19 protein-coding genes and 1 pseudogene are annotated in these 23,256 nt (G+C 61.0%); 7 read left to right on the forward strand and 13 right to left on the reverse strand.

All coding sequences use genetic code 11. The features are described 5' to 3' along the window. Nucleotides 1–83: 83 nt before the first annotated feature. A complete protein-coding gene (locus AZKH_RS24405) occupies nt 84–305 on the reverse strand; it encodes a hypothetical protein (protein ID WP_041657904.1) in 222 nt (73 codons plus the stop codon). 106 nt (nt 306–411) lie between these two features. Between AZKH_RS24405 and AZKH_RS24410 the strand changes: the two genes are divergently transcribed. Further along, nucleotides 412–1,077, forward strand: coding sequence for a response regulator transcription factor (locus tag AZKH_RS24410; RefSeq protein WP_015451976.1), 666 nt, complete (start codon nt 412–414; stop codon nt 1,075–1,077). Then, nucleotides 1,074–2,477, forward strand: coding sequence for an ATP-binding protein (locus tag AZKH_RS24415; protein ID WP_015451977.1), 1,404 nt, complete (start codon nt 1,074–1,076; stop codon nt 2,475–2,477). Before AZKH_RS24410 ends, AZKH_RS24415 begins: the two co-directional genes overlap by 4 nt. Nucleotides 2,478–2,530: 53 nt before the next feature. Here the strand turns inward: AZKH_RS24415 and AZKH_RS24420 are convergent, their stop codons facing one another. Then, a complete protein-coding gene (locus tag AZKH_RS24420) occupies nt 2,531–5,449 on the reverse strand; it encodes a TonB-dependent siderophore receptor (RefSeq protein ID WP_015451978.1) in 2,919 nt (972 codons plus the stop codon). 324 nt (nt 5,450–5,773) lie between these two features. Here AZKH_RS24420 and AZKH_RS24425 point away from each other — a divergent pair, with 324 nt between their 5' ends. After that, a complete protein-coding gene (locus AZKH_RS24425; RefSeq protein WP_015451979.1) occupies nt 5,774–6,868 on the forward strand; it encodes an ABC transporter substrate-binding protein in 1,095 nt (364 codons plus the stop codon). A gap of 57 nt (nt 6,869–6,925) precedes the next feature. On the opposite strand, the pseudogene AZKH_RS27780 reads toward AZKH_RS24425, so the two are convergent. From AZKH_RS27780 to AZKH_RS24440, 4 genes and pseudogenes are all read right to left on the reverse strand, one after another. Continuing rightward, a pseudogene (locus AZKH_RS27780) lies at nt 6,926–7,097 on the reverse strand (DUF2238 domain-containing protein); the annotation flags it as partial. A 4-nt stretch (nt 7,098–7,101) separates the two neighbouring features. Continuing rightward, nucleotides 7,102–7,320 (reverse strand): hypothetical protein, encoded by a 219-nt coding sequence (locus AZKH_RS24430; RefSeq protein ID WP_015451980.1) that lies wholly within the window; start codon nt 7,318–7,320, stop codon nt 7,102–7,104. A gap of 219 nt (nt 7,321–7,539) precedes the next feature. After that, nucleotides 7,540–7,983, reverse strand: a complete 444-nt coding sequence (locus AZKH_RS24435; RefSeq protein WP_015451981.1) for a universal stress protein — start codon at nt 7,981–7,983, stop codon at nt 7,540–7,542. Nucleotides 7,984–8,093: 110 nt separating this feature from the next. After that, nucleotides 8,094–8,891 carry an SDR family NAD(P)-dependent oxidoreductase gene (locus AZKH_RS24440; RefSeq protein ID WP_015451982.1) on the reverse strand — a complete coding sequence of 266 codons (798 nt, stop codon included), beginning with the start codon at nt 8,889–8,891 and terminating at the stop codon, nt 8,094–8,096. A gap of 520 nt (nt 8,892–9,411) precedes the next feature. Here AZKH_RS24440 and AZKH_RS24445 point away from each other — a divergent pair. Next, a complete protein-coding gene (locus tag AZKH_RS24445; protein WP_172642518.1) occupies nt 9,412–10,005 on the forward strand; it encodes a TetR/AcrR family transcriptional regulator in 594 nt (197 codons plus the stop codon). A 68-nt stretch (nt 10,006–10,073) separates the two neighbouring features. Here the strand turns inward: AZKH_RS24445 and AZKH_RS24450 are convergent, their stop codons facing one another. From AZKH_RS24450 to AZKH_RS24470, 5 genes are all read right to left on the reverse strand, one after another. After that, complete coding sequence (locus tag AZKH_RS24450; RefSeq protein ID WP_015451984.1) at nt 10,074–11,192, reverse strand: acyl-CoA dehydrogenase family protein; 1,119 nt, start codon at nt 11,190–11,192, stop codon at nt 10,074–10,076. 50 nt (nt 11,193–11,242) lie between these two features. Then, nucleotides 11,243–12,430 (reverse strand): CaiB/BaiF CoA-transferase family protein, encoded by a 1,188-nt coding sequence (locus AZKH_RS24455; protein WP_041657910.1) that lies wholly within the window; start codon nt 12,428–12,430, stop codon nt 11,243–11,245. A 74-nt stretch (nt 12,431–12,504) separates the two neighbouring features. Then, nucleotides 12,505–13,401, reverse strand: a complete 897-nt coding sequence (locus AZKH_RS24460; RefSeq protein WP_231874594.1) for an acyl-CoA dehydratase activase — start codon at nt 13,399–13,401, stop codon at nt 12,505–12,507. A 40-nt stretch (nt 13,402–13,441) separates the two neighbouring features. Then, nucleotides 13,442–14,806 (reverse strand): 2-hydroxyacyl-CoA dehydratase subunit D, encoded by a 1,365-nt coding sequence (locus AZKH_RS24465; RefSeq protein ID WP_015451987.1) that lies wholly within the window; start codon nt 14,804–14,806, stop codon nt 13,442–13,444. Between the two features lie 33 nt (nt 14,807–14,839). Then, a complete protein-coding gene (locus AZKH_RS24470; RefSeq protein ID WP_015451988.1) occupies nt 14,840–16,009 on the reverse strand; it encodes a 2-hydroxyacyl-CoA dehydratase subunit D in 1,170 nt (389 codons plus the stop codon). A gap of 420 nt (nt 16,010–16,429) precedes the next feature. On the opposite strand from AZKH_RS24470, the gene AZKH_RS24475 reads away from it, so the two are divergent. From AZKH_RS24475 to AZKH_RS24485, 3 genes are all read left to right on the forward strand, one after another. Continuing rightward, nucleotides 16,430–17,329, forward strand: a complete 900-nt coding sequence (locus AZKH_RS24475; RefSeq protein ID WP_015451989.1) for an SDR family oxidoreductase — start codon at nt 16,430–16,432, stop codon at nt 17,327–17,329. A 94-nt stretch (nt 17,330–17,423) separates the two neighbouring features. Further along, on the forward strand, nt 17,424–18,569 hold the full coding sequence (locus AZKH_RS24480) for an acyl-CoA dehydrogenase family protein (protein WP_015451990.1): 1,146 nt from the start codon (nt 17,424–17,426) through the stop codon (nt 18,567–18,569). 364 nt (nt 18,570–18,933) lie between these two features. Beyond that, nucleotides 18,934–19,512: a DUF2889 domain-containing protein gene (locus tag AZKH_RS24485; protein ID WP_015451991.1), complete on the forward strand. Its 579-nt coding sequence runs from the start codon at nt 18,934–18,936 to the stop codon at nt 19,510–19,512. A gap of 125 nt (nt 19,513–19,637) precedes the next feature. Here the strand turns inward: AZKH_RS24485 and AZKH_RS24490 are convergent, their stop codons facing one another. Next, nucleotides 19,638–22,094 carry an RND family transporter gene (locus tag AZKH_RS24490; RefSeq protein WP_015451992.1) on the reverse strand — a complete coding sequence of 819 codons (2,457 nt, stop codon included), beginning with the start codon at nt 22,092–22,094 and terminating at the stop codon, nt 19,638–19,640. Between the two features lie 35 nt (nt 22,095–22,129). Then, nucleotides 22,130–23,200: a YCF48-related protein gene (locus AZKH_RS24495; protein ID WP_041657912.1), complete on the reverse strand. Its 1,071-nt coding sequence runs from the start codon at nt 23,198–23,200 to the stop codon at nt 22,130–22,132. Between the last annotated feature and the right edge of the window lie 56 nt (nt 23,201–23,256).

Consider the following 23,256-nt stretch of genomic DNA (forward strand, 5'->3'; position numbering starts at 1 on the left):
GGTTCCTTTCCGTCCACCGCGGACCAAGCGCTGGCCCCGCTGCGCGATCAAAGCAGCAGCTGTAGCGCGAGATAGAAGACGGCCTACTGTTGGTCGTTTTTGTGAGGGCCGAAATTCCTTCCACCGGCGGCGAGCAGCGAGATGTCCTCGCTGAGCTTCCAGTGTAGGCTCAGGTTCACGAATGTCTGCGTGTCGTCCAGCGTCCACGTCTTGCGGACTTCGGCTTCGACCGCTAGGAAGAATTGCCCTCCCGAGTCCGCGATCCCTCTCCTCACCGAAGAGTCGAGGAGGCTCTTGCCGTACACGGTTCGTCGGTCTCAGGACTCTAGGCCGCGATGCTGAAGCGGTTCTGACCCGAGACTGAATTTCCGTTCAGCCACCAAATCGCGAGGCTGGACTAACATAATCTTTATGAAGATCCTGATCGTTGAAGACCAGCAGCGGCTTGGTCACTTCCTCGAACGCGGCCTCAAGGAGCAGGCCTACACCGTCACGTGGCTGCGCAGCTGCGCAGAAGCGCGCGACGCGCTGGCCGAGTCGCCTTATGACGTCATCCTGCTCGACCTGACGCTGCCCGACGGCGACGGCATCGATCTCCTGCATCAGTGGCGCAAGAACGGCTTCAATGAGCCAGTGCTGATCCTGAGTGCCCGCAACGCCGTCGAGGACCGTATCAAGGGACTGGACGTCGGCGCAGACGACTACCTGCCCAAGCCGTTCAGCTTCGAGGAGCTGCTCGCCCGCATCCGCTCGCTCGTTAGGCGCCACTCGGCGGTCAAGCAGGCGGTGCTCGAACACAGGGGCGTGCGGATCGACCTGATGGGACATACTGTCCAGGTCGACGGCAAGGGCCTCGACCTCACCAGTCGCGAGTACGCGCTGCTCGAGTACTTCATGCAGAACCCAGGGCGCATCCTCACGCGCACGCTGATCTCCGAAAAGATCTGGTCATCGAACTACGAGATCGATACCAACCTTCTCGACGTCTATATGAGCCGCCTGCGCGCGAAACTCGAAGGAGCCTCGGGCAAGCAGCTCTTCAAGACGGTTCGCGGCGTCGGGTACCAGCTGCTGTGAAATCGATCGGCGCACGACTGACCGTCTGGTACGCCCTGACTGCGACGGCGACGCTGCTGCTCCTTTTCGTCGGCGGCTACTTCCTGCTGCAAGGCAGCCTGATTCGGGGCCTCGATCTGCTGAACGCCGCCGAGTTCCAGCAGATTCGGTCGCGCCTCGGCGCCGAGCCGGAGCATCTCGATTCCTATTCGATCGACGAGCGCATCCGCGATACGACCGAGTACGCGAAGGTACTCTTCTATATCGACGTCCATTCGCCCGAGGTGGGAACCGTATTTCGTTCACGGAACCTCGCCGATCGGCACATTCCGGACGTCAAGGGCAAGAGGACGTTCAATGTCGACATTCCGGATATCGGCGAATTGCGCGTCGGTGAGTTCATCATCAAACCCTACGAGGTGATGATCGCAACGTCCCTGCAGCAAGCCCGCGAGACGATGTCCTTGTACGTCAATGTCTGCGCCGCGCTGCTGTGCGCGATGCTGGTCGTGAGCACCTTCATCGGCCTGGGCTTGAGCAGACTGATGCTGGAGCCGGTACGCGCGATCCGCAGAACGGCGCTACGCATCGGCTCGAATAATTTCGACGAGCGCATTCCGGTCGCCGAGGTCAAGGACGAGATCGCCGACCTCGCTCGCCTCTTGAACAAGATGTTCGACCGGCTCGCTGCGTCCTTCGATCAGATCCGCCGTTTCAGCGCCGATGCGTCGCACGAACTGAAAACACCGCTTTCACTGGTGCGGCTGCATGCGGAAAAGCTGCTGATGTCCGACACGCTATTGCAGTCGCAGCGCGAATCCGTGCTCGTGCAATTGGACGAGCTGGCGCGGGTGAATCAGATCATAGAGGAACTGCTCTTCCTTGCGCGGGCCGACGCGCACGCGATCAAACTTGCACCCCAAACCCAGGCCCCGGAGATCTTCCTGAATAACTTCGCGCAGGATGCGGCGGTTCTGGCCGAGGACCGCGGCCTGTACTTTTCGTTCACGCACCAGGGCGCGGGCCTTGTCGAAATCGAAGCGAACCGGCTGCGCCAGGTGCTGCTGAACCTCCTGTCGAACGCGCTCAAGATCTCGCCGCCGGGGAGCACCGTGACGCTCGACTCGGTGCTGCGCTCCGACCTGTGGCGCATCAGCGTCACCGATGAAGGTCCGGGCCTTGACAGTGAGCAACGTGACAGGATGTTCGACCGCTTCGTCCGCTTCGCAGTCGATGCCGACGACCGCGGCAGCGGGCTCGGGCTCGCCATCTGCCGTACCATCGTCGAGTTGCATCGCGGCCGCATCCATGCAGAACGCGGACCGCTCGGACGCGGACTTCGGGTCGTCATTGAACTCCCGGTCGTGAAGAACGCTCCGCAGGCGGCGACCGAGGCCGTTGAACAACGAGCCCGAGGATGACCAGCAACACCTTCTTGCGCTGCAGGTCACTACCGCGCCGAGTGTCTCCGCTCTCAGAAATCGATTTTCGCGTTGAACTTGATGCTGCGATCCATGCCTATGCCATAGGTTCCGGTCTGCACCGAGTTCCAGTAGCGCTCGTTCGTCAGGTTGTCGATGTTGAGGCCGAACGATGTACGGTAGCCGCCGATCTTCGTAGCGTAATTGACGCCGACGTCATACAGCGTGTAATCGGGGATGTAGCCCTGGTTCTCGGGATTCACCGGCCGCTTCGAGATCCACTTTGCCCCGGCCTTCAGGGTCAGTCCTGGAACTGCGGCCACGCGATAGCTGACCCCCACGTTGGCATTCCACTTGGGCGTGTTCTCCGGCACCTTGTTGTCGATCAGCGGCTGATCCGGCGAGATCTGTTTCGCGTTCAGCCATAACACCGCAGCGTTGATCTTCCAGTCGCGGGTGATGTCGTAAGCCACCGTCGCCTCGACGCCCTTGTACTTCAGGTCGCCGTTGTAGCCGAAGACCTTGGTCACCGGGTCGGTGACCGCGTTGGCGCGCGTGATGTCGAACCATGAGGCGCTGAGCGACAGGCCCTTCACATAGGAGCTGCGGATGCCGATTTCCTTCTGCTTGGAAATCGCCGGCGCGAGGATTTCATTCTGGTTCGCCGCGTTCGCCGGCGCGGTGCCGCCCGCTTCCAACCCTTCCATATAGCTCGCGAACAGCGTCGTCGTCGGCAGCACGTCGAACAGGATGCCCGCAGCAGGCGAGCTCACGTAGCTCGTACTGGAGATCGCACCACTGCTCTCGTCATCCCGGACGCGACGCAGGCCGACCAAGGCCTTCAACTGGCGCGTGATGCCGATCGTGTCGTAGGCGTAGAGCCCGGTGTCGGTACTGATCTGAGTCGGCTTGCGCGTGCCCCGCTTGGTGATCTGCGGCTCGTCGAGCTCGATCGGGTCGAAGATGCTCTGCCGCTGCGCCAACTTGATGGTTTGCAGGTCGTAGGACACCGAGTGGCGCGAGCTGCGCGACAGGCCGACGGTCAGATCGTGGCTGAGCGACCAGGTCTGGAAGTGCCCGAGGAGCTCCGTCCGGCCGAAGGTGTTGATGTAATCGTTGGTGATCGGCTGCACCGTCACGACGCCGTTTGCACCGGTCTCGAGGTCATAATCGCTGATCCGGACGGTGTTGCGGTGGCGGTGCGACGCCGAGTTCCCGACCTGCATCAGCACCTTCCAGTCGTCGTTCAACTCGTAGTCGGCGCGCGCCTGCGCATTGGTGGTTTTCGGTGTGTAGAGGTTCCACCTGCCGACCAACGCGTTGCGCGGGTCCGGAACGCGCGTGATCGGAATCTCGCCGTTGACGGCTTTCAGCAACGAGATACCGGCCTGCTCCGGGACCCGGCGTTCGTAGTACTCGACGTCGCCCTGCAGGGTCAGCCGCGACGAGGCGCGCAGATCGGCACCCAGACTGGCGAAATAGCCTTCGCCGCTCATGTTGTCCACGCCGTTCTCGAGGTGCGTCCCCGACGCGTTGACGCGCAGACCCAGCTGCTTCTCCGCACCGACGCGCCGGCCGACGTCCACATTCACCCCGTATTGGCCGAAATCGTTGCCCGCTATCCCCACAGTGGTGATATCGCGCGGCCCGGCGCGCTCGGTGACGAGGTTGATGATGCCCGCGGGACTCGCCACACCGAACATCAGCGCGTTGGCGCCCTTCAGCGTCTCGACGCGGTCCTTGTTCTCGGTCGGATTGGTGATGACGCCGGCGATAGGCAGGCCGCCGTCGAGGCGATAGTTCGAGAACAGGTTGAGCTTGATGCCGCGGATCGCGAACGCATCGTTGGAACTGCCCGCCGAGTTCGTCGCCTGCACGCCGGCCTGGTTCTTGATGGCTTCGGAATAACCTTCCTGCGACTGACCCAGCGCCGCGCCGGAGGCGACCTCCTTGGTCATCGGCAGCTCTTGCTTGTTGCCGAGTTCCTGCTTGTTGTATTCCTCGATCGGATTGGTCGATGCGGTCGGTTGCGTGGCGGGATAGGGGTCATCGAGATTTGCGGCACTCGCAATCCGGCTGCGCAGCTCCGCGGCGATCTTTTCGGCTTGCTGCTGCAGATTCTTGTCATCGCGCGGAGCGGAGTACGTAAAGATGACCGCGAGCGCGCCCAGCGTCGCCCCTGACGCGTCCTGCAGCGGCACTTTTGCCTCGAAACGCGCGCCGCGAACATCCGCGCCAGCATGCGGCTTGCCACTGGTGATGACGGCGCGATCGGCCGCATCGGCCGGCTTGCCGAAGCGGCCGATGTTGGAGGCGATGATCGGATAATCCGCACCGGACTTCGGCGTGCGTGCATGCAGCGCGAGCACCTCGACTTCTGGATGTTTCGCGAGCGCATCATCGATCAGGTACTGTGCATAGCTGCGCGTCGGAACGCGCGGGTCGAGCTGGGCCGGGTCGAACAGACTTGTGACGTCAAGGATGCGCCGGCTCATTTCGTCGCGGTACTGCCCAGCCTTCTTGACGAGCGCCGCCTCGTCCGTACCCGGAGGATAGGGAAATGCGAATTTGACCACTCCGATGGCCTGCTTATAGACGTCGAACAGGGGCAGCTCGACCTCGACGTTCTGGTTGCCGCGCCGGTTGATCGCGACGCGCGGCTCGCCGGTTTTAAACACTCCGATATCGTCGGCGTCCGAGGGGCGGCCGACACGCGCCGCGCTCCTCGCCGCGACGATCATGCTCCGGGTTGCGCCCGGAGGCGTCGCGTGGACGTCGATTTCGATCAGCTCGGGGTGCAGCGCGCTCATCGCCTCCACGAGGTGTTGCGCGTACTTCGGTGCCGCGCCAGCCTGCTGCGCCGCCGGCGCATCCGCAGCCTGTGCGACAGGGGCGGCTGCTGCGCCCGTTTGGGCGTGAAGTGCTGTCGGAAGGGTTGCCGCGATAAGCGACACCATTGTGATGCGTCTCATCCTGTCTCCTCCAATTGGAGTTGTTTTGGTCTTCGAGCCGTAGGGTGCGGCTGTGTGATTTATACGGACGGATTCTGATTCGTTGCTGAAACAAGACTGAAATCTCGTTCAGGTCCTGTCGCCGAAGTGACGGGCAGCCGAGGTGGATCGGCTCGGGTCGCGACGTCCTGCCACCACCGATCGGCGGCTTGCCTGAATGCGGTTTTCAGGCTGCCTTCAGCTTGGCTTCATCCGCCGACACGACACTCCGGCATACGGTCCGCGATCGCCAGCCGCGGCGGCGTGCACCGATCCCATCCATCGCCATGCGTCGAAAGGGCAAATATGAAGACGATCCTGAGAATAGCATTGCTTGTCACTGCGGCCGCCTCATCCGTCGGCTGCGCGCAGCTTCAATCCGGCTACCCCGCAAGCTATGCCAAAGTCGTAGCAGCCGCAAAGAACGAAGGAAAGCTTGTCGTCTATAGCGTCACCAGTTCGGTGCCGATGATCTTGCAGGACTTCCGCTCACTCTATCCCGAGATCACGCTCGACTACGTCGTGATGGATACCGGCCCGCTCTACGAACGTGTCATCGCCGAGTCGGCAACCGGTTCGACGGCCGACGTCGTATGGTCCTCGGCGATGGACCTGCAGGTAAAGCTCGTGGCCGACGGCTACGCTGCCGCCTACGCGTCGCCGGAGGCCGCCAAGCTTCCGAGCTGGGCGGTGTGGCGCAATGAAGCTTACGGCACGACCTTCGAGCCAATCGGCTTCGTGTACAACAAAACGCTCATGAATGCTTCGGAGCTGCCCCAGTCCCGCGCCGAACTGGCCGGTCTGCTGACATCGCAAAAAGACCGGTTCAAGGACAAACTCACAGCCTTCGATCCAGAGAAGTCCGGACTCGGTTATTTCATGATGACGCAGGACCGCGATGCCTCGCCCGACGCCTTCTGGAACGTCGCCCAGGCCTTGGGCGCCACGGGCCTGTATCCGGGAAGCGGAAGCGGCGCACAATTCGAGCGTCTCAGCAAAGCTGAAAGCCTCATCGGCTACAACCTGCTGCTCTCCTATGCGACTGGGCGCATCAAGAAGGACCTGCCGCAACTGGGTGTGGTTCTCCCCAGGGATCACACGTTGGTGACGAGCCGCGTGATGTTCATCAGCAACAAGGCAGCTCATCCGAACGCGGCCAAATTGTGGGTGGACTACCTGTTGTCCAAACGCGGGCAGGAAATGCTCGCCAAGTCGGACCTCGGTTCGCTGCGCGCCGATGTCGACGACCCGATGACCCCGAGCGAACTGGTCAAGCTGCTGGGCGACGCAGTGAAGCCGGTCGTCATCGGTCCCGGCCTGCTGACCAATCTCGAAGCGGCCAAGCGCCGCGAATTCCTCGCCCGCTGGAAGGCCTCTGTGGTCGCGCCGACCGGAAAATGATTGGGGGCGAGTGCCGGACTGAGCGTGCTGCCGTCAAGGAAAGGCATTGAACGCGACCTGCGCGACCTCGAAGCCGATCGGGACCCGCGCATAGGTGTAATGCCCGCCGACCATCGACCAGCGCGTGCAGGCAGATGCACAGGTACAAGAGGTTCGTCAGCGGGAGGCGCCGGTAAGTCGCGCATAGAATCGGAACAACGATAAAGATCGGGAACGCCCCCGCCGGCAGCCAGCTAGTGGACCATCGAGAATACGATCGACACCAGTTCCACGTAGCTCTTGCACAGCAGGAAGACCAAGCCGCCGACGAGTGGAGCCGTCAGCAGGGCGGGCCATCCGATCATCGACCACAGCAAGATGCCCATAGCGACGGAAACCAAAGCGGCCAGCACCGCAGCGCCAGCAGTTCCAAATCGCAGGATCAGTCGGATTGCGAAAAATCTGTCACTCATCGCGCGACTCCTTACAGGTTGTTCGGCCGGAACTCGTCAAAAAGACTCCGGCCGATGATCACTTTTTTGATCTAGATCGAACCATCAGCGATTTTCACGATACTCACATCGGCATAGGCGCGTGAAATTTCTCGTATGTATGATTACCTCAGCGGCGTCATCGGAATTCGCCTCAAGTGTGTTTCGCGACGGCAGTGACAAAGCAAGTCATCGGGGACGCTAGCGATACACGAGCACGGGAAATTTCGAATGCGTCAGGACCTTCTGTGTCTGCGAACCGAGCACGACGCCCTTGATGCCGCGACGTCCATGCGAGGCCATGACGATCAGATCACACCTGCGGTTTTCGGCGGCTGCGATGATTGCCTCGTATGGATGATCCGAGATGGCAGACAACACTTCGCTGTTGATGCCAGAACTATTCGCCACGACCTGCGCTTGCATCAGAATGCTGCGCGCCTCTTCATCAGCCGCCTTCTCAAATATTTCCGGATCGGTGGAGCGCAGCAAAGCTGCATCACCGTAGACTGAAGCCTCCACATCAGCCCGCACGAAGAAAAAGGTGATGTGCGCCTTGATCTCCCGCGCGAACACGACGGCCTTTTCGACCGTTTGCTGTGACAGTTCTGACCCATCGATGGGAACTAGCAGGTGACCAAACACGAATCATTCTCCTCAACAAGGAAGCTCGTATTGCAGGCCCCGCCCGTCCCGAGCACGCGAACCTCGTGGGCTCGACCGGAATCGGTGACGGGCGTGGCGGACATTGACGCTCAGGCCGCCGAGATCCCGCCGTTGACGCTGATAACCTGACCGGTGATGCGCGCCCCCTGCGGACTTGCCAGGAACACGATCAGACTTGCGAGATCATCCGGCTGCACAACGCCGAGATGCGCCTGCGCTGCGGCGCGCTCGAAAATTTTCCAGCTGAAGGGGTCGGCACGGATGCGATCGTAGGTGAGCGTGCCTTCGATCAGGGATGGCGTGATAGCGTTCACGCGAATCCCCGTTCGCTTCGCCTCCATCGCGAGCCCCTTGGAGAACATGTTGATTCCGGCCATTGCGGCGCCAATGACGGACTCGCCGGGCGTTGCCACCTTGCCGGCATCGGACGAGATGCTGATGATGACCCCGCCCCTTTTCTCGCGCATCCCCGGCATGACCGCCCGACTCATGATCAGCGGCCCCATCAACTGCTGCGTCACGATTGAAGGAATGTCTTCGATCGGAGTTTCATGGAAAAGCATCGGGCCGAACGGGCCCACCGTAGCGTTGACCAGAACATCGACGCTTCCCAACTGCGCGGTCGCCTCGGCAACCGCCCTGACGGCCTCGTCCGCTCGATTCGCATCGGCCTGGATAAATACGACGCGCACCCCCGGGTACCGCTCCGTGACCGCGCAACGGGCCTTTTCGCCGCGTTCAGCGTTGCGTCCGACCAGCCCAATCCCTCTGACACCAGCAGCGGCAAACTGCTCCGCAGTGGCAAGCCCGACACCAGAAGTTCCCCCGGCAATCAGGACACCGCACTCATTCAGCGCCGGAACCCAGATACTCTGCGTATTAGTCATGACGGTACCTATAAAGATGTATTGCAATTCACGCCGCGCCGGCGCTTCTTTCTGAAAGCCTCATCTGTCGGGCTTTATTTGCTATTATTGAATATAATATTGTTACGTATCGTATTGGTCAACCCCCCACTTCGCGAAGAGCCGAACAATCCGTTACGCCGTGGGCCCAATTCAGCGTGCCTTAAAGGGCATTTTCCGCATTGCATCGACGGTGGAAAATACTGATGTAAAATGGTATCGATGCGAATAGATAAGCACATCCATGGATCCGGACCTCACCCTTGCCCTAAAACAGTCTCTCGCGCAGATGGACGTCGGCGAGGCGTCGGGTGACGAGGAGTGAGGGCCTGAAGCACGCAAACTGGCTTCATTGCGACCTGGCAACCGCCAATGCGGACGGCACCGCTCAGGAGCTGTCTCCGCACATTTTCAGCATCCCGCAGCAAGGACTTTCAACATGGCTACCCCCCCCGTCAGGACGCGCTCTCGACTGGCACCCGACGAACGGATCTCGGAGATCATGGCAGTAACGCGCCAGCTGCTCTCAGAAAAGGGCTATCAAAACGTCGTCACATCCGAAGTCGCCGAACGTTGCGGGATTGCCGAGGGAACGATCTATAAGTACTTCGACAGCAAGCGCGAGCTGCTCGCTCGCGTCGCAGAGGAATGGTTCGAGGAGATTCTCGGCGCCGACGAGAGCCCGCCGCCGGGCGCCGGAATACGCGAGCGCCTTCGCCAGCTCGTCTGGAAAGGCCTGTCCATCATTCGGCAGGAACCGTCTCTAAGCCGCTTTGTGCTCATGGAACTGCGTTCTGACCCGACCTACCGCACGATGCGCATCTACGAGTTGAATCGACGCTTCACCGCAAGGATTGGCGACCTCCTGCAGGAAGCGGTTTCCACAGGGGTTTTTCGCGCGGACGTGTCGGTGCGTTTGCTGCGCGACATGATCTTCGGCTGCATCGAACATCGGACTTGGGCGTACCTCCGCGGAGAAGGCGACTTCTCGGTCGACGAAGCCGCCGACGGCATCACCAATGTAATCTATCGCGGCATGCTGATGCCGGGGGTACAAGACGAGGGCGCGTCGCCACAGCCGAAGAAGAAGCGTTGAATCCTTGTCAGGCAGTCCGTTGCCTGGCACGGCTTACGGCGGAAGACCCGTGACGAGCCTTCCGTCGATCAGTCCTGGTAGACGTATTTGGCGACCAGCAGTCGCTGGATCTGGTTTGTTCCTTCCCAGATCTGTGTGACCTTGGCGTCGCGCATCATGCGTTCGACCGGGTAATCCTTCATGTAACCGTATCCGCCATGAAGCTGGATGGCATCGGTTGTCACCGACATGGCCGTATCGGTGCAGAAGGTCTTCGCCATCGACGCAAAGCACCGCGCCCGATCGTCATTCGCGCCCGCAATGTCCACCGCGCGGTACAGGATCGACCGTGCGGCCTCCACCGCAATGGCCATGTCGGCAACCATTCCTCGCACCATCTGGAAACGCGAAACCTTGCTCTTGAACTGGGTTCGTTCGGACGTGTAACTCACCGCCTCGTCCAGCGCCCCCTGTGCCAACCCGAGCGCCTGCGCCGACACCAGCGGGCGCGTGTAGGTGAGCGTCTGCATCATGTACTCGTATCCCTTGCCGGGGTCGCCGACGACGCGATCGTCCGGAATCAGGCAATCCTCGAGAAGGATGTCGGCGGTCGGGCTGCCGCGCATGCCCATCTTTCGCTCGTGCCTGCCGATCGAGAATCCGGGGTCGTCACGATGCACCATGAAAACGCCGAATTGCTTTTCGGATATGCGCGCGAGAACTGCATACCAGTCGGACCACCCGACATTCGAAATGAAGCGCTTCTGACCGTTGAGCAGCCATCCGTTACTAACACGCTCGGCACGTGTCTTCAATCCCGGCAGGTCCGAGCCGCCACCCGGCTCGGTCAGGCAAAAACTCGCTCCACACTGACCCGCGGCGACAGAAGGCACGATTTTCCGCTTCAAGGCGTCGCTGCCAAACCAGACCAGCGGGGTCAGCGCCGCCCACGGAATAAAGAGCACCAGGGCAGACGACGCGCAAACGCGTGCGATCTCTTCGATTGCAATGACTTGCGAGAGCAAGTCGCCACCTCCACCGCCAAGCGCTTCCGGAAACGGCAGCCCGTTCAGCTCGAGCGCCTTGTAGGCGTCGATCGAAGCCACGGGAAACCGAGCCTCATCATCCACCACGGCAGCGTGAGGCTTGATCGCCTCCTCCGCCAGTCGCCGAACCTGTTCGCGGAATTCTTCGTGAATGCTGGTCATTGTCATATCCTGTCAAAGATGCCTACCGTTGTAATCAAGCGGACAAGTCCTTACGCCTTATTCAGCTTGATGACGCCGGACTCTCCCAACTTGCTGATCTGGTCTGGCGAAAAACCCCAGTCCGCCAGCGCCGGTTCCGTGTCCGCCCCCATGCGCGGCGGTGGACGGCGAAGTTCGGAACATGTGCGGCTGAATCGCGGTGCCGGCGCCGGATTGAGCACGCCGCCCACCTCCACGAATGCCTTGCGCTCGACGTTATGCGGATGTGTCACACACTCGTCCATCGTGAGGACGGGGGCGAAGCAGGTGTCGGTGCCTTCGAGAAGCGAGCACCACTCGTCGCGGGTCCGAGTCTTGAATATCTCGGCGAAGCGCGCATGCATGTGCTCCCAGCTCGCGCGGTCGTTCTGCTCCGGCAGGTCGGCCGCATATCGGCCCTCTTCATCCGGCAGGTCGTCCGAATTCAATCCGACGTGTTCGAGTAGCTCTTCGTAGAACCTCGCCTCGACAGCCGCGATCGACACGTGATGCCCATCCTTTGTCTCATAGACATTGTAGAAAGGCGCTCCGCCGTCGATGATGTTGCTCCCGCGCTCGCCAGGCCACGCGCCCATCTGCTTCAGCGCGTACTGCATCGTCATCAGGCTGGAAACCCCGTCGATGATCGCGGCGTCGACCACCTGGCCCGCACCCGAGGAGCGCGCCTCGATCACCGCTGCAAGGAGCCCCATCGCAAGGTAAAGCGCCCCGCCACCAAAGTCGCCGACGAGGTTCAGCGGAATCGTCGGCGGCGCCCCCTTCTGGCCGATGGCATCGAGTGCGCCGGTGAGCGCAATGAAGTTGAGATCGTGGCCCGCAGCCCGGTTCAGCGGTCCGTCCTGGCCCCATCCGGTCATGCGTCCGAAGACCAGTCGCGGATTGCTACGCAGGCAATCCTCCGGACCGAGCCCGAGCTTCTCCATCACACCGGGCCGGAAGCCTTCGATCAGCATGTCGGCCCCCGAGATCAATTGCCGGACGGTGGCGAGACCTTGCTCGGATTTCAGGTCGATTGCGACTGAACGTTTATTCCGGTTCAGAAGATCGAGCTTCGATGGAAAGTCGATGCCTCTGTCGGTCTCGACAAGGCGGTCGATACGCAGGACGTCGGCGCCCATGTCGGCCAGTAACATGCCGCAAAAGGGTCCCGGCCCGATCCCGGCCATTTCAATAACGCGTATTCCGTGTAGCGGTCCCATGGCAATCGCTCGCTTCGATAAGTATCCTCGCCGGCCAATCGACCGGCGCGCGGTTGTGAATGCGGCCGGCCCGTTCAGGCCTTGAAGGTGACCGGGGTTTCCTTCTTGCCGCAGGCGGGCGTGCAGCGCTGCGGATCGGCAAGCAGTTGTTCGAGCTTTCCCTCGACCGCATCGTCGTCGTCGCGCCTGACCTTGCTTGCGCTGCGCAGATCGTCCAGCGCGAACAACGCCGCGCCCAGCGCGCCCGCAATCTGCGCCCCGGTGGGGATGATGAGACGTGTTTCCAACGCCTTTTCGAGGAAATGCACGGCGGCGATGTTCTGTGCGACGCCCCCCGTCATCACAATGGGGTCGTGTTTGCCGACGCGCCCGACCAGACCGACGGTGCGGCTTGCAATTGACTGATGGACGCCGGCGAGGATGACCTGCTTCGGCCGACCTTCGGCAAGCAGTGAAATCACTTCGGTTTCGGCAAAGGTCGCACACATGCTCGTGATGGCAACCGTGTCCTGGGCCTTGAGCGCCTCGGCGCCCATATCCTCAAGCTCGACATTAACGGCGCGCGCGAGCACTTCGAGAAATTTCCCGGTGCCAGCTGCACAGCGATCGTTCATCGCGAAACGTGCGACCAAACCGCTGCGGTCGAGCGCGATCACCTTGCTGTCCTGCCCGCCGATGTCGATCACCAGCCTCGCCTCAGGAGCAAGCGCTCGGGCGCCCCGCGCATGGCAGGTGATCTCGGTGATGGTTCGGTCGGCAATGTCGAGCATACGGCGACCGTAACCGGTGCTAACGACCCTGACGACGGCGGACAGGTCGATGCCCGCCTGCTCGAACGCTCCCCGCAGAGCGGCCCTCACACCCTCATCGCTCACTGCCCCCTTTTGGGAGACGCAAGAGGCGACGGTATTTCCATCCTCATCGAGGATGACTACCTTGGCCGTCGTGGAGCCAAAGTCGATGCCTAGCACATGGGACTTCATGATCTTTTCCTCTGCAGGGGGATTCGGATCAGCGCATCCGAGCGCGGCTGGCGTCGATCGCCTCCAACATCGCTTCGACGCGGCTGCTGACGACCTCGTCCTTGTAAAAGGTCTCGTCGACCATGTCGCCCTCGAACATCGCGACCGGCAGGCCGAGGCGCTTGCCTACGGCGTCAGCGATCATGTATTGCGGGTAAGAGAAGGCGCGGCAGGTTCGCGCGCCGTGCAGGATCAGACCGTCGATCTCGTAGTACTCGCAGTGCTCGATGATCTTCTCGATCACTTGCGGTGCCGAGATGCTGATGGGGCAAGTGATGTAGTTCTGCGCCATGCCGTCGAGCGGGTCGCGCAAGTCGATGACCTGCGGTTCCTGCCAGAAGCCCATGTGCGTGTAGCGACCAGCGACCATGCAAGCGTCGTAGCCGGCAAACTTGTCGGACAGCCACCCGATCTTGTTCCAGTTCATGATGCCGTCCCACCACAGGCGGTACTTCTCCACTGGCACCGAGCCGATGCCTTGGGCGATGCGCGATTCGATCTCGGCCTTCTTCTGCTCGAAGTAGTGCACGATCTCCGGCCCGCCAGGCAGGAAGTTGACCGGCGCGATGCTGTTGGTCCACTCGAAGAAACTGGCCGGCGACGGCCGGGCCTTGCACAGACGCATGGCCTCCAGGCGCAGCTCGGCGGCCTGCTTGATGTATTTCATGATCTCGGACAGTCGGTCCCAATCGTAGGGCTTGCCGGTGATGCCCTCAATGAATCGCACGCAGTCCTGCAGCTGCTTCTTCAGGAACGCCACTTTTTCGCGGAACTCCGGCCCGCTCATGTACTTCGCCGAGGACTTGTTGCCCCACACCCAGTCCATCGAGATATTGAAGATCGGCACCTTCTTGCCGAATGTGCGGTACAGCTCGTTGTCCCATTGTTGGCCTGTGCTGCAGAAGGGGTAGGCACTGATGATCATGTCCGGCGCCGGAATGCGCGAGCCCAGTGTGCGTGCGTCGACATTCAACAGTGTCTGGGCCTCAACGCTGGAACTTTGATTCATCACACCGCAGCCAATATGCGTGCGAGCATAGGAACAGAGCTCGCGGTCATAGCCGAGCGTTTCCATGTGGGCCTGCGGCGCGGCCGATTCTTTGCGTGCAGCCAGCAGGGCAGCAGCAGCCTCGCCGTGGCACCAGGCGATGTCGGCAGCCTGCAGGATGGGGTTGAGCTGGATGCCTTCGGTCCAGCACACCAGCCGCCCCTCCTCTTTGGCGCGGAAGAGATCTTCCCAGTAGGCATTGACCATCTGGTTGTTCAGCTTGGTCGCCTGCAGGCGGTTTGCCTTCTTGGCGATGGGCGGCTCGGCACCCAGTATTCTCTGTTCGGGGGTAATGATCGCGCTCATGTCTATTTCTCCGGATCTCTCGCTCGTTGTGGGTCAGGCTGCGACGGCTCTTGCAGCGCGCTGTACCTTGATCATCTCGACGAAGGACTCGACCTTCGTCCGCACGTTTTCCATCGCGACGCCATCGTGCTCGGTCTCGATCATGAGGTGCGGCACGTCGTTGCGTTCGAAGGCCGCCTTGATGCGGGGATAGGCGAAGTAATGCGGTTCGCAGAACTTGACCAGCAGGACCACCAGCCCTTGCGCACCGCACCGATCCACGGCGCCAAGCAGCCACTCCTCCCAGTCGACTTCCGGATCGATCCGGGTCGGACACGGGACGTTGTCGTTCTTGCGGATGTAGGCCGTCGCAAGGGCTACGATCGGGTCACCGATCTCCGCGTCGACGTCGGTGGACACGTATCGATAGCCGGTGTAGAGGTCATCGTCGACGATCGCCGCGCCACAGTCCTCGATCAGATCGAGAATCTCGGGTCGCGGGGCGTGGCACAAGTGCCCCGACACGTAGATTGCCACCTTGTCCGAGCGGGGCGCCGTCGACGTCTTGAGTGAAGCGATCAACTCGCGGAGCAGCGCATTGTGCGTCTCCTTATCCATCACCATGCTCGACTTGACGATGTGCTGCATCTGCGACGCGCGGAGCTGAATCTGACCCGTCCTGCGCATCTGGTACAGGTCACGGATCAGGCGACGGTTTTCGTTGAATACGCTGATGCTGTGGCGCAGCGCCTCCTCGGTGACGACGACGCCGAGCATCTCTTCGAGGTCGGCGACGAGCTCGCGCAAAGTCTTGACCGAGCTTTCGAGCGACCAGGGCTGGCGCAGGGAGGCGATCAACTGATGAAAATGGATCGTGGTCTCCGGGCGCGAAATCCGGATCACGTCGGCGGCACTCAGCAACTGGACGCAGTGATCGGTAAACATGATCGCATCAAGAAAACCGAGCTGATCCTCAGTGACCTGGTCCACGATGCTGCGGGTGTAGCCGCAGAAGAATGGGTACATCGCGCCGCCACCGCTCGTGATCGCGTCGGGCATTTCCTGGACGATTACCGGCAAGGCACCCGTGGCGTGAATGATCTCCGCCGGGAAATGCATCGGAAGAGTCCCCACCGCCTTGACGCCACGCTCGTGCTTCCACGCCTTGACGTGTTCGTATGGCCGTTGCGCCGCTTGCGCAAATTTATCCAGAACCGTGTTCATCAGTTTTCTCCTGCTCTCGACAGTCAAACAGGTATCCCCCTCACACCCCGGCGCAGCGTGTTTCGACATCTGGGGCGTTAGTGAGTTACGCTCATTAGGTCCAGCTTAGTGAGCATTACTCACTAAGTCAACGTAGCGCTGCCAAAAGTTTTGTTCAGCAAAAGGCGTCAACATCTCGTAATCCTACATATCACCCAATAAGATGTTTCCGAGTGCAGCGCCCCCAACAGATGGCACGTCCGCGCTGCACGCGTCGCCCGCAGACAGTCAGGGCACAGATTGCTTGACATACATAGTATTCATGCTTACCGTTAGCTATAGAACAGCTTTCGCCTGCGGACAGCGCAGCAGCCCCGGCTATGCGCGACTCACTGCGAAACGACTGACTGCAACCACGAATCAGGCAAAAAGGAGAAGGTGATGGGATACAGGTCCGTGTTCCGTGAAGGCGTGTTCGACGGTCAGGTTGTAATCATCACAGGCGGAGGCAGCGGCATCGGGCGCTGCACCGCTCATGAGCTGAGTGCCCTGGGCGCGACGGTTGCGATCGTAGGTCGCGACCCGGAGAAACTCGCAACGGTGAAGGGTGAAATCGAGGCGGAAGGCGGACGTGTGAGCACGCATGTCTGCGACATCCGCGAGGAGTCGCAAGTCATCGAAACGATCGATGCTGTGCTGGCGACCCACGGCCGCATCGATGCGCTGGTGAACAATGCCGGCGGTCAATACCGAAAGGCCTTGAAGGAGATCAGTACAAAAGGCTTTGAGGCAGTGGTGCGCAATAACCTGACGGGGGGCTTCATCTTCATGCGGGAAACCTACAACCGCTGGATGGAGAACCATGGCGGAGCCATCGTCAACATCATCGCCGACATGTGGAACGGCTGGCCGAACTACGCCCACTCCGGTGCAGCGCGGGCGGGGATGTGGAATCTGACTGAAAGTGCGGCGTCCGAATGGGCCCCTTCTGGTGTGCGTATCAATGCGGTGGCGGTCGGCGGCGTCGCAAGTAGCGGCTTCGATACCTACACGCCCGAAGCGCAAAGGGAAATCCTCAAATTTCCCACCAAGGTCCCGATGCAACGCTACGGGACCGTTTCCGAGATCTCTGCCGCTATTGTCTATCTGCTCTCCCCCGCCGCTGCATTCATTACCGGCAGTTGCATCCGTGTTGACGGCGGAGCACCAAACGCGCGCGTCTGTTACAACGATTTCACGCCTCACCACAAATCCAAACCGTTCAACGGATTCCATCTCGACGCTGAACCGAAGCTGCTTGTCGACGGCCCGAAAACTGAGACGGACACCGACAGGCGCTAGATACGGCCACACAGCGGCATGGGCGCGGGCGCGCGTGCCCGCGCCACAGGACTCGCAATGCCACCTCAAGAAACGAAACAGAAAGGAAGTGAACATGCTCGCTCAGCGCCCCATTTACGATCAGGAACACGATCTCTTTCGCGACACGGTTCGCCGTTTCGCTGCGGAGGAAATTGCGCCCCATTTCGCACGCTGGGAGGAGGCAGGCATCGTCGATCGTTCTTACTGGGCGAAAGGCGCCGAAACCGGACTCCTCTGCCCTCAGGTGCCTGAAACCTATGGCGGTCTCGGCGGTGACTTCCGTTTCAATGCGGTGATCATCGAAGAGCTTTGGTACGCCGGCTTCGCGGGACCGGCTGCCGATTTTTCCGTGCATAACGACGTCTGTTGCGGCTACCTCATGTCCTACGGAACGGAGGAACAGAAGCAAAAGTGGCTACCGCGGATGATCTCCGGCGAGACCGTTTGCGCCATCGCGATGACCGAGCCGGGCACCGGCAGCGATCTGCAAGGCATTCGCACCCGGGCCATGCGTGAGGGCGACGAATATGTCATTTCCGGACAGAAAACCTTCATTTCCAACGGCCAGATGTGTGATCTGGTGATCGTCGTGACCCGTACGAACCGCGAAGGCGGCTCGCGCGGCATGAGCCTGATCCTGGTGGAAACGGACCGTCCCGGCTTCCGTCGCGGCCGCAATCTGGACAAACTCGGGCACCTGTCCGCCGATACGTCGGAATTGTTTTTCGATGACGTCCGCGTCCCGGTCGAGAATCTGCTCGGTGCCGAGGGTGGGGCGATGGCTCAGTTGATGACCGAGTTGCCGCAGGAGCGCCTGACCATCGCGGTCCAGTCCATGGCGGCGGCGCAAAAGGCCTACGACATTACCGTGGATTATGTCCGTCAGCGCACGGCCTTCGGCAAGGCGATCGCCGAAATGCAGAATACGCGCTTCAAGCTCGCCGACATCAAGGCGGAACTCGCCGTCGGCTGGGCTTTCATCGACCAGTGTCTGGCGAAGCACGTGAAGCACGAGCTGACGCAGGTTGATGCATCGATGGCGAAACTGTGGGCGACCGAGATGCAGGGGCGGATCGTTGATCAGTGCGTGCAGTTCTTTGGTGGATATGGCTTCATGCGCGAGTACGAGATCTGCCGGCTCTATGCCGACGCCCGGGTCATGCGGATTTATGGCGGGGCCTCTGAAATCATGCGCGAACTCATCTCGCGCAGCCTGTAAGCAAGGACAAGGAAGCCGTCCGACGCCGCTTCCTTGCCCTCAACACCATCGTCGGATTGTTTCCGATCGCCGAAGCCATGACTCGTCCGCTCTTGACCGGCTCCGACAGCGTTGTCTTCGGCGCTGACACCTTGTTGCGCTGATAGACGATCCGCTGCCCGTACAAACCCTTGGGGCATCCTGGGCAGGCCGATTGCCTTCACCCGATCATGGTCGAGGCTGCGTGATCCGCGCTGGACGATTAGAGCCCGCCCACGGTTTCGCGACATCCCCGCCCCCTTGGCAGCACTCATTCTGCAAAACAGACCTTGGACCCGCTGCCCCTATGCAGCGGAGTCCCAAAACACGAAAGGCGCCATCGACAATGTCACTACCTGACGCACAAGCCCGCACACGCCTCCACACGCGAAAGTTTGTTTACCAGTGCTACCTCCGCGATGACGGGTTATGGGATATCGACGGCGAACTCAGCGACGTCAAGGATTACCCCTATATGCTTCACTCCGGCGAGGTTCCGCCACACCAACCCGTGCACAACATGCACATACGCCTGACTGTTGATGATTCGCTGACGATCAAGGAAATCGTCGCCAGGACAGCACATGCTCCGTTTCCGGACTGCATGCAGACCGCCGATCCGATGCAGGCGATGGTCGGTGTTACGATCGGGCCAGGCTGGCGCAAGGAAATCGAACAACGCATCGGCGGCGTGAAAGGATGCACTCATCTCCGCGACCTGCTGTCCAATGCAGCGACCGCAGCATATCAGTCGGTTTCCGCACATGCGCTGCATGCGCGCCTCAATGACAGGAACTTGACCACGACCCAAGGCGAGAGACCGCATTTTCTCGACAAGTGCATGGTGTGGGCACTCGATGGGCCGGTGGTTAAGGAATACGAGCCGCATTTCTACGTCTCGCCTTCGTCAGAGCAAAGAAAATAGCGCAGGCAGGCGGCCGATCCAGCGCTCGGCAAACCTGCCCGCTTGTCTGAAGCAGCGGCGCGCATCGAAAGGTTCCGATGCGCGTCGGGAGCCTCATCCGCGCTCGCACAAGCCCATCACCCCCGTCATGCCACCAGCCGTTCCGCCTCTCCCTCACGAATCGGCGTCGCTACCGGCTTTGGTGAAAGCAGGAAGTATGAGAGGGCGGGAACCAGTACCAGCGCGCCAAACATGTTCACGATGAACATAAAGGTCAGCAGGATTCCCATGTCGGCTTGGAACTTGATCGGAGACCACGCCCAGGTTACGACCCCTGCGCCGAGCGTGACACCCACCAGTGCGACGATGCGGCCGGTGAATTGCAGCGTCTTCTTGTAGGCCATCGCGAGACCGAGCCCGCTACGCTGATACGCAAGCTGCGCGGAAAGCAGGTAAAGCGCGTAATCGACGCCGATCCCCACCCCCAATGCGATAACGGGCAAGGTCGCAACCTTGATGCCCATGCCCAGAAAAACCATCAGGGCCTCGCAAAGAATCGAGGTGAGGACCAGCGGAATGACCGCAACCAGGACCGCACGCCAGCTGCGGAACGCGATGTAGCACAAGGCCATGACCGCCACATACACGTAGAGCAACATTGTGCGATTGGCCTCCTTCACCGTTATGTTGGTGGCCGCCTCGATGCCGGAATTTCCCGCCGCGAGCAGGAACTGGCGCTCATCGACGCTATGCTCGGCAGCAAATTCGCCCGCCGCCTGCACGACGCGCTCCAGCGTCTCCGCCCGATGGTCCGCCAGATAGGCAACCACCGGCACGATCGAGCACTCCTTGTTTGCCAGATCGGGATTATTGATCAGGGACTGATTGCCGGCGAAATTGGCGGTCTCCTGGTTGCGCGCGACCGTCAGCCACTTGGAACTCCCGTCATAAAGCCCGGCAGTGACAACGCGCACGGAATCGGCCAGCGAGACGGTGGTCTGCACGCCGGGCACCTGGCGCAAGTCCCAGCCGAGACGATCGGCCTCGGTCAGCGCTTTGTAATCGACACAGCCATTGGGTGGCGTCTTCAAGATCACTGCGAACTGGTCGCTGGATAGCGAGTAGTTGCCCGTGATGTAGGCATTGTCGCGGTTATAGCGGGATTCGGGCCTGAGTTCGGGTGCCCCCGCGTCGAGGTCACCGATCTTCAGCTTCAGACTGACGACAAATCCGCCTACCGCAAGCACTGCGGCGACCAGGACCACCTTTGACGCCCAGCGCCGCTCGGTAAAGCGTTCGAGGAACAGCCAGAACTTGCCGAACCCCTTGCCGCGCAACTCCTCGCACTCGAGGCGCAGGCTGCGCTCTGCCGCAGAGTGGCTGACTCCAACATACGAGAGCAACACCGGCAACAAAACCAAGTTGGTCACGATCAGGATGGCCACGCCGATACTGGCCGTGATCGCGAGGTCCTTGATTACCGGAAAATCAATCACCATCAGCACGGCAAAACCCACCGCGTCGGCAAGCAGAGCAGTCAGGCCCGCCAGAAACAGTCGCCGGAATGTATATCGAGCGGCCACCAGCCGGTGCGTCCCCCGCCCCACGTCCTGCAGGATCCCGTTCATCTTCTGTGCGCCGTGGGATACGCCGATGGCGAACACGAGGAAGGGCACGAGTACCGAGAAAGGATCGATTTCGAAGCCGAGAGCCGACACCAGGCCGAGCTGCCACAGCACGGCAATCAGCGAGCAGACCACCACCACAAGCGTACTGCGCACACAACGCGTATAGGCAAAGATGATTGCCGCGGCAATCAGGGCCGAAGCAGCAAAATATGTCGCCATCTGGGCGAGGCCATCCATCAGATCCCCGACCAGTTTCGCGAACCCGATGATATGGATCTTGAGCTTCGGACCATCCTTCGCGTTTTCGTACTTGGCCCGGATGTTCTCTTCCAGCGTGTGCGAAAAGCTGCGGTAATCGAGCCGCGCCGCGGTTTTCGGATCGCGGTCGAGTAGCGGGACTACGATCATGCTCGACTTTTCATTATTCGCGACCAGATTCTGGGCGGTGCTCGAACGGGCGATGTTCTGGCGCAGCTGCGCGATGCTCTGCGGCGATCCATCATAGTCGTCGGCCATCACCGGGTCGCCCTGAAACCCCTCCTCGGTGACTTCAACCCAGCGCACGGCCGGCGTCCACAGGGACTTCACCCCCGCCCGGTCCACACCGGGGGTCAGAATCAGTTCGTCGCTGATCTCGCGCAGCGTCGCGAGGTACTTGGGATCGTAGATATCCCCCTCAGTGTTCTCCACCACCACGCGGATGGCATTACCGAGACCGCGCAGGTCGGCCTGGTTGGCCAAGTAGTTCTTAACGAACGGATGATTCTGCGGAATCATTTTCTCGAAACTGGCGTTCAACACCAATTGGGTAGCGAGAAAGTATCCCAGCACCGCCGTGGCGATCAGGCAAACCAGCATGACCGCCAAGCGGTTGTTGAAGAGGAGTCGTTCCAGCCAGCTCCCCGAGCTCGAATCAAAATCCTTCAAGCTCGGCACAACCGGCATCACGTCAGGGTTATTCATTCCAACGGCCATGGCGGATTCTCTATCTCGTGATCGGGGGACAGCGCCTACTTCTTGAGCGCCTGAATGTTGACCCCGCGGGTTCCAACAAGCACCAATGCATGTGTACCGACCGGGGCCACGGCGCTGGCCGGCAGCGCCTGTGCCATTGGCGAGGGCGTAAAGGACCGACCGTTATCGGCAGACATGAGCACGTCACCGCGCTGACTCACGAGAACGATGCGGCCGTCTTCGGTCAGCGTCGCCCCGGTGATCGTGACGTTCAAACCGGTCGTCACCTTGTGCCACTGAGCACCGCCGTCTTCGCTCCGGAACACATTGCCGCGCAAACCGAACACGACAACCGATTGTTCGCGTCCGGTCAGCCCGAAGAAGGATCCGGGGTAATCGACCGACACCGAACGAAAACGCTGCGCTTCCTTGTCAAACTTGAGCACCATGCCGCGCTCGCCCGCGAGATAGAGGCCCTCGCCGGCACGCTGGATCGAGGAGAAATGAAGTTGCTCCGGATTTTCGGTGCGATCGAACCACGGGGTCCAGGTCTTGCCGCCGTCGCTGGTGTGGAAGATCAGGTTGAACACGCCCACCGCATATCCGTCGGTCTCACTGTCGAACCACACGGACAGGAAGGGCTTGTCGGCCCCCTCCTCGGCAAAACGCTGCGCCGCCGCCCGCAGTTCTTCCAGCTGCCTGGCAGCGATACCCGTGCCCTCGAACCTGGCGTAGTAGTCTTGCATAATTTGTCCGAGCCCTCGTCCGTCGAGTTGCTTGACCCAGCTTTTCCCGCCATCGGTTGTCGCCAGCACCACCCCGTCGTGTCCAACCGCCCACCCCTTTTGCGACGTCGGAAAGTGCACCGCCGTCAGATCCGAACTTACCGGCACCTCGGCCTGCGTCCAGTTTTTGCCCGCATCATCAGAGTAGAGAATGTGACCGCGCTGACCTGCGACGACTAGTCGTTCGCCCGCACGGGCCACCGCATTCAGCAAGCTTCGTGGCGCAAGCGCGCTTTTCGTTGCCGGTCGGTCCAGTGGATCCTGAAACGCCCATGATGGACACGCGACGGTCATCAATAGGAGCACGCTCGACAGCGTCCGGATTCGCTCACGAAATTTCATTACATGCCCTCCGGGCACCGATATCCTCGCCGCCCCGACTCATTCACGCCCCGACG

This window comes from Azoarcus sp. KH32C (assembly GCF_000349945.1).
GTDB lineage: Bacteria > Pseudomonadota > Gammaproteobacteria > Burkholderiales > Rhodocyclaceae > Aromatoleum.

What these genes read in the sequence shown, in the direction of transcription:
- AZKH_RS24475 (WP_015451989.1), top strand. Translation starts at nt 16,430, where the DNA reads ATGGGATACAGGTCCGTGTTCCGTGAAGGCGTGTTCGACGGTCAGGTT.
- AZKH_RS24450 (WP_015451984.1), bottom strand. Translation starts at nt 11,192, where the DNA reads ATGACCAGCATTCACGAAGAATTCCGCGAACAGGTTCGGCGACTGGCG.
- AZKH_RS24495 (WP_041657912.1), bottom strand. Translation starts at nt 23,200, where the DNA reads ATGAAATTTCGTGAGCGAATCCGGACGCTGTCGAGCGTGCTCCTATTG.
- AZKH_RS24485 (WP_015451991.1), top strand. Translation starts at nt 18,934, where the DNA reads ATGTCACTACCTGACGCACAAGCCCGCACACGCCTCCACACGCGAAAG.
- AZKH_RS24445 (WP_172642518.1), top strand. Translation starts at nt 9,412, where the DNA reads ATGGCAGTAACGCGCCAGCTGCTCTCAGAAAAGGGCTATCAAAACGTC.
- AZKH_RS24490 (WP_015451992.1), bottom strand. Translation starts at nt 22,094, where the DNA reads ATGGCCGTTGGAATGAATAACCCTGACGTGATGCCGGTTGTGCCGAGC.
- AZKH_RS24425 (WP_015451979.1), top strand. Translation starts at nt 5,774, where the DNA reads ATGAAGACGATCCTGAGAATAGCATTGCTTGTCACTGCGGCCGCCTCA.
- AZKH_RS24455 (WP_041657910.1), bottom strand. Translation starts at nt 12,430, where the DNA reads ATGGGACCGCTACACGGAATACGCGTTATTGAAATGGCCGGGATCGGG.
- AZKH_RS24430 (WP_015451980.1), bottom strand. Translation starts at nt 7,320, where the DNA reads ATGAGTGACAGATTTTTCGCAATCCGACTGATCCTGCGATTTGGAACT.
- AZKH_RS24410 (WP_015451976.1), top strand. Translation starts at nt 412, where the DNA reads ATGAAGATCCTGATCGTTGAAGACCAGCAGCGGCTTGGTCACTTCCTC.
- AZKH_RS24480 (WP_015451990.1), top strand. Translation starts at nt 17,424, where the DNA reads ATGCTCGCTCAGCGCCCCATTTACGATCAGGAACACGATCTCTTTCGC.
- AZKH_RS24420 (WP_015451978.1), bottom strand. Translation starts at nt 5,449, where the DNA reads ATGAGACGCATCACAATGGTGTCGCTTATCGCGGCAACCCTTCCGACA.
- AZKH_RS24440 (WP_015451982.1), bottom strand. Translation starts at nt 8,891, where the DNA reads ATGACTAATACGCAGAGTATCTGGGTTCCGGCGCTGAATGAGTGCGGT.
- AZKH_RS24465 (WP_015451987.1), bottom strand. Translation starts at nt 14,806, where the DNA reads ATGAGCGCGATCATTACCCCCGAACAGAGAATACTGGGTGCCGAGCCG.
- AZKH_RS24470 (WP_015451988.1), bottom strand. Translation starts at nt 16,009, where the DNA reads ATGAACACGGTTCTGGATAAATTTGCGCAAGCGGCGCAACGGCCATAC.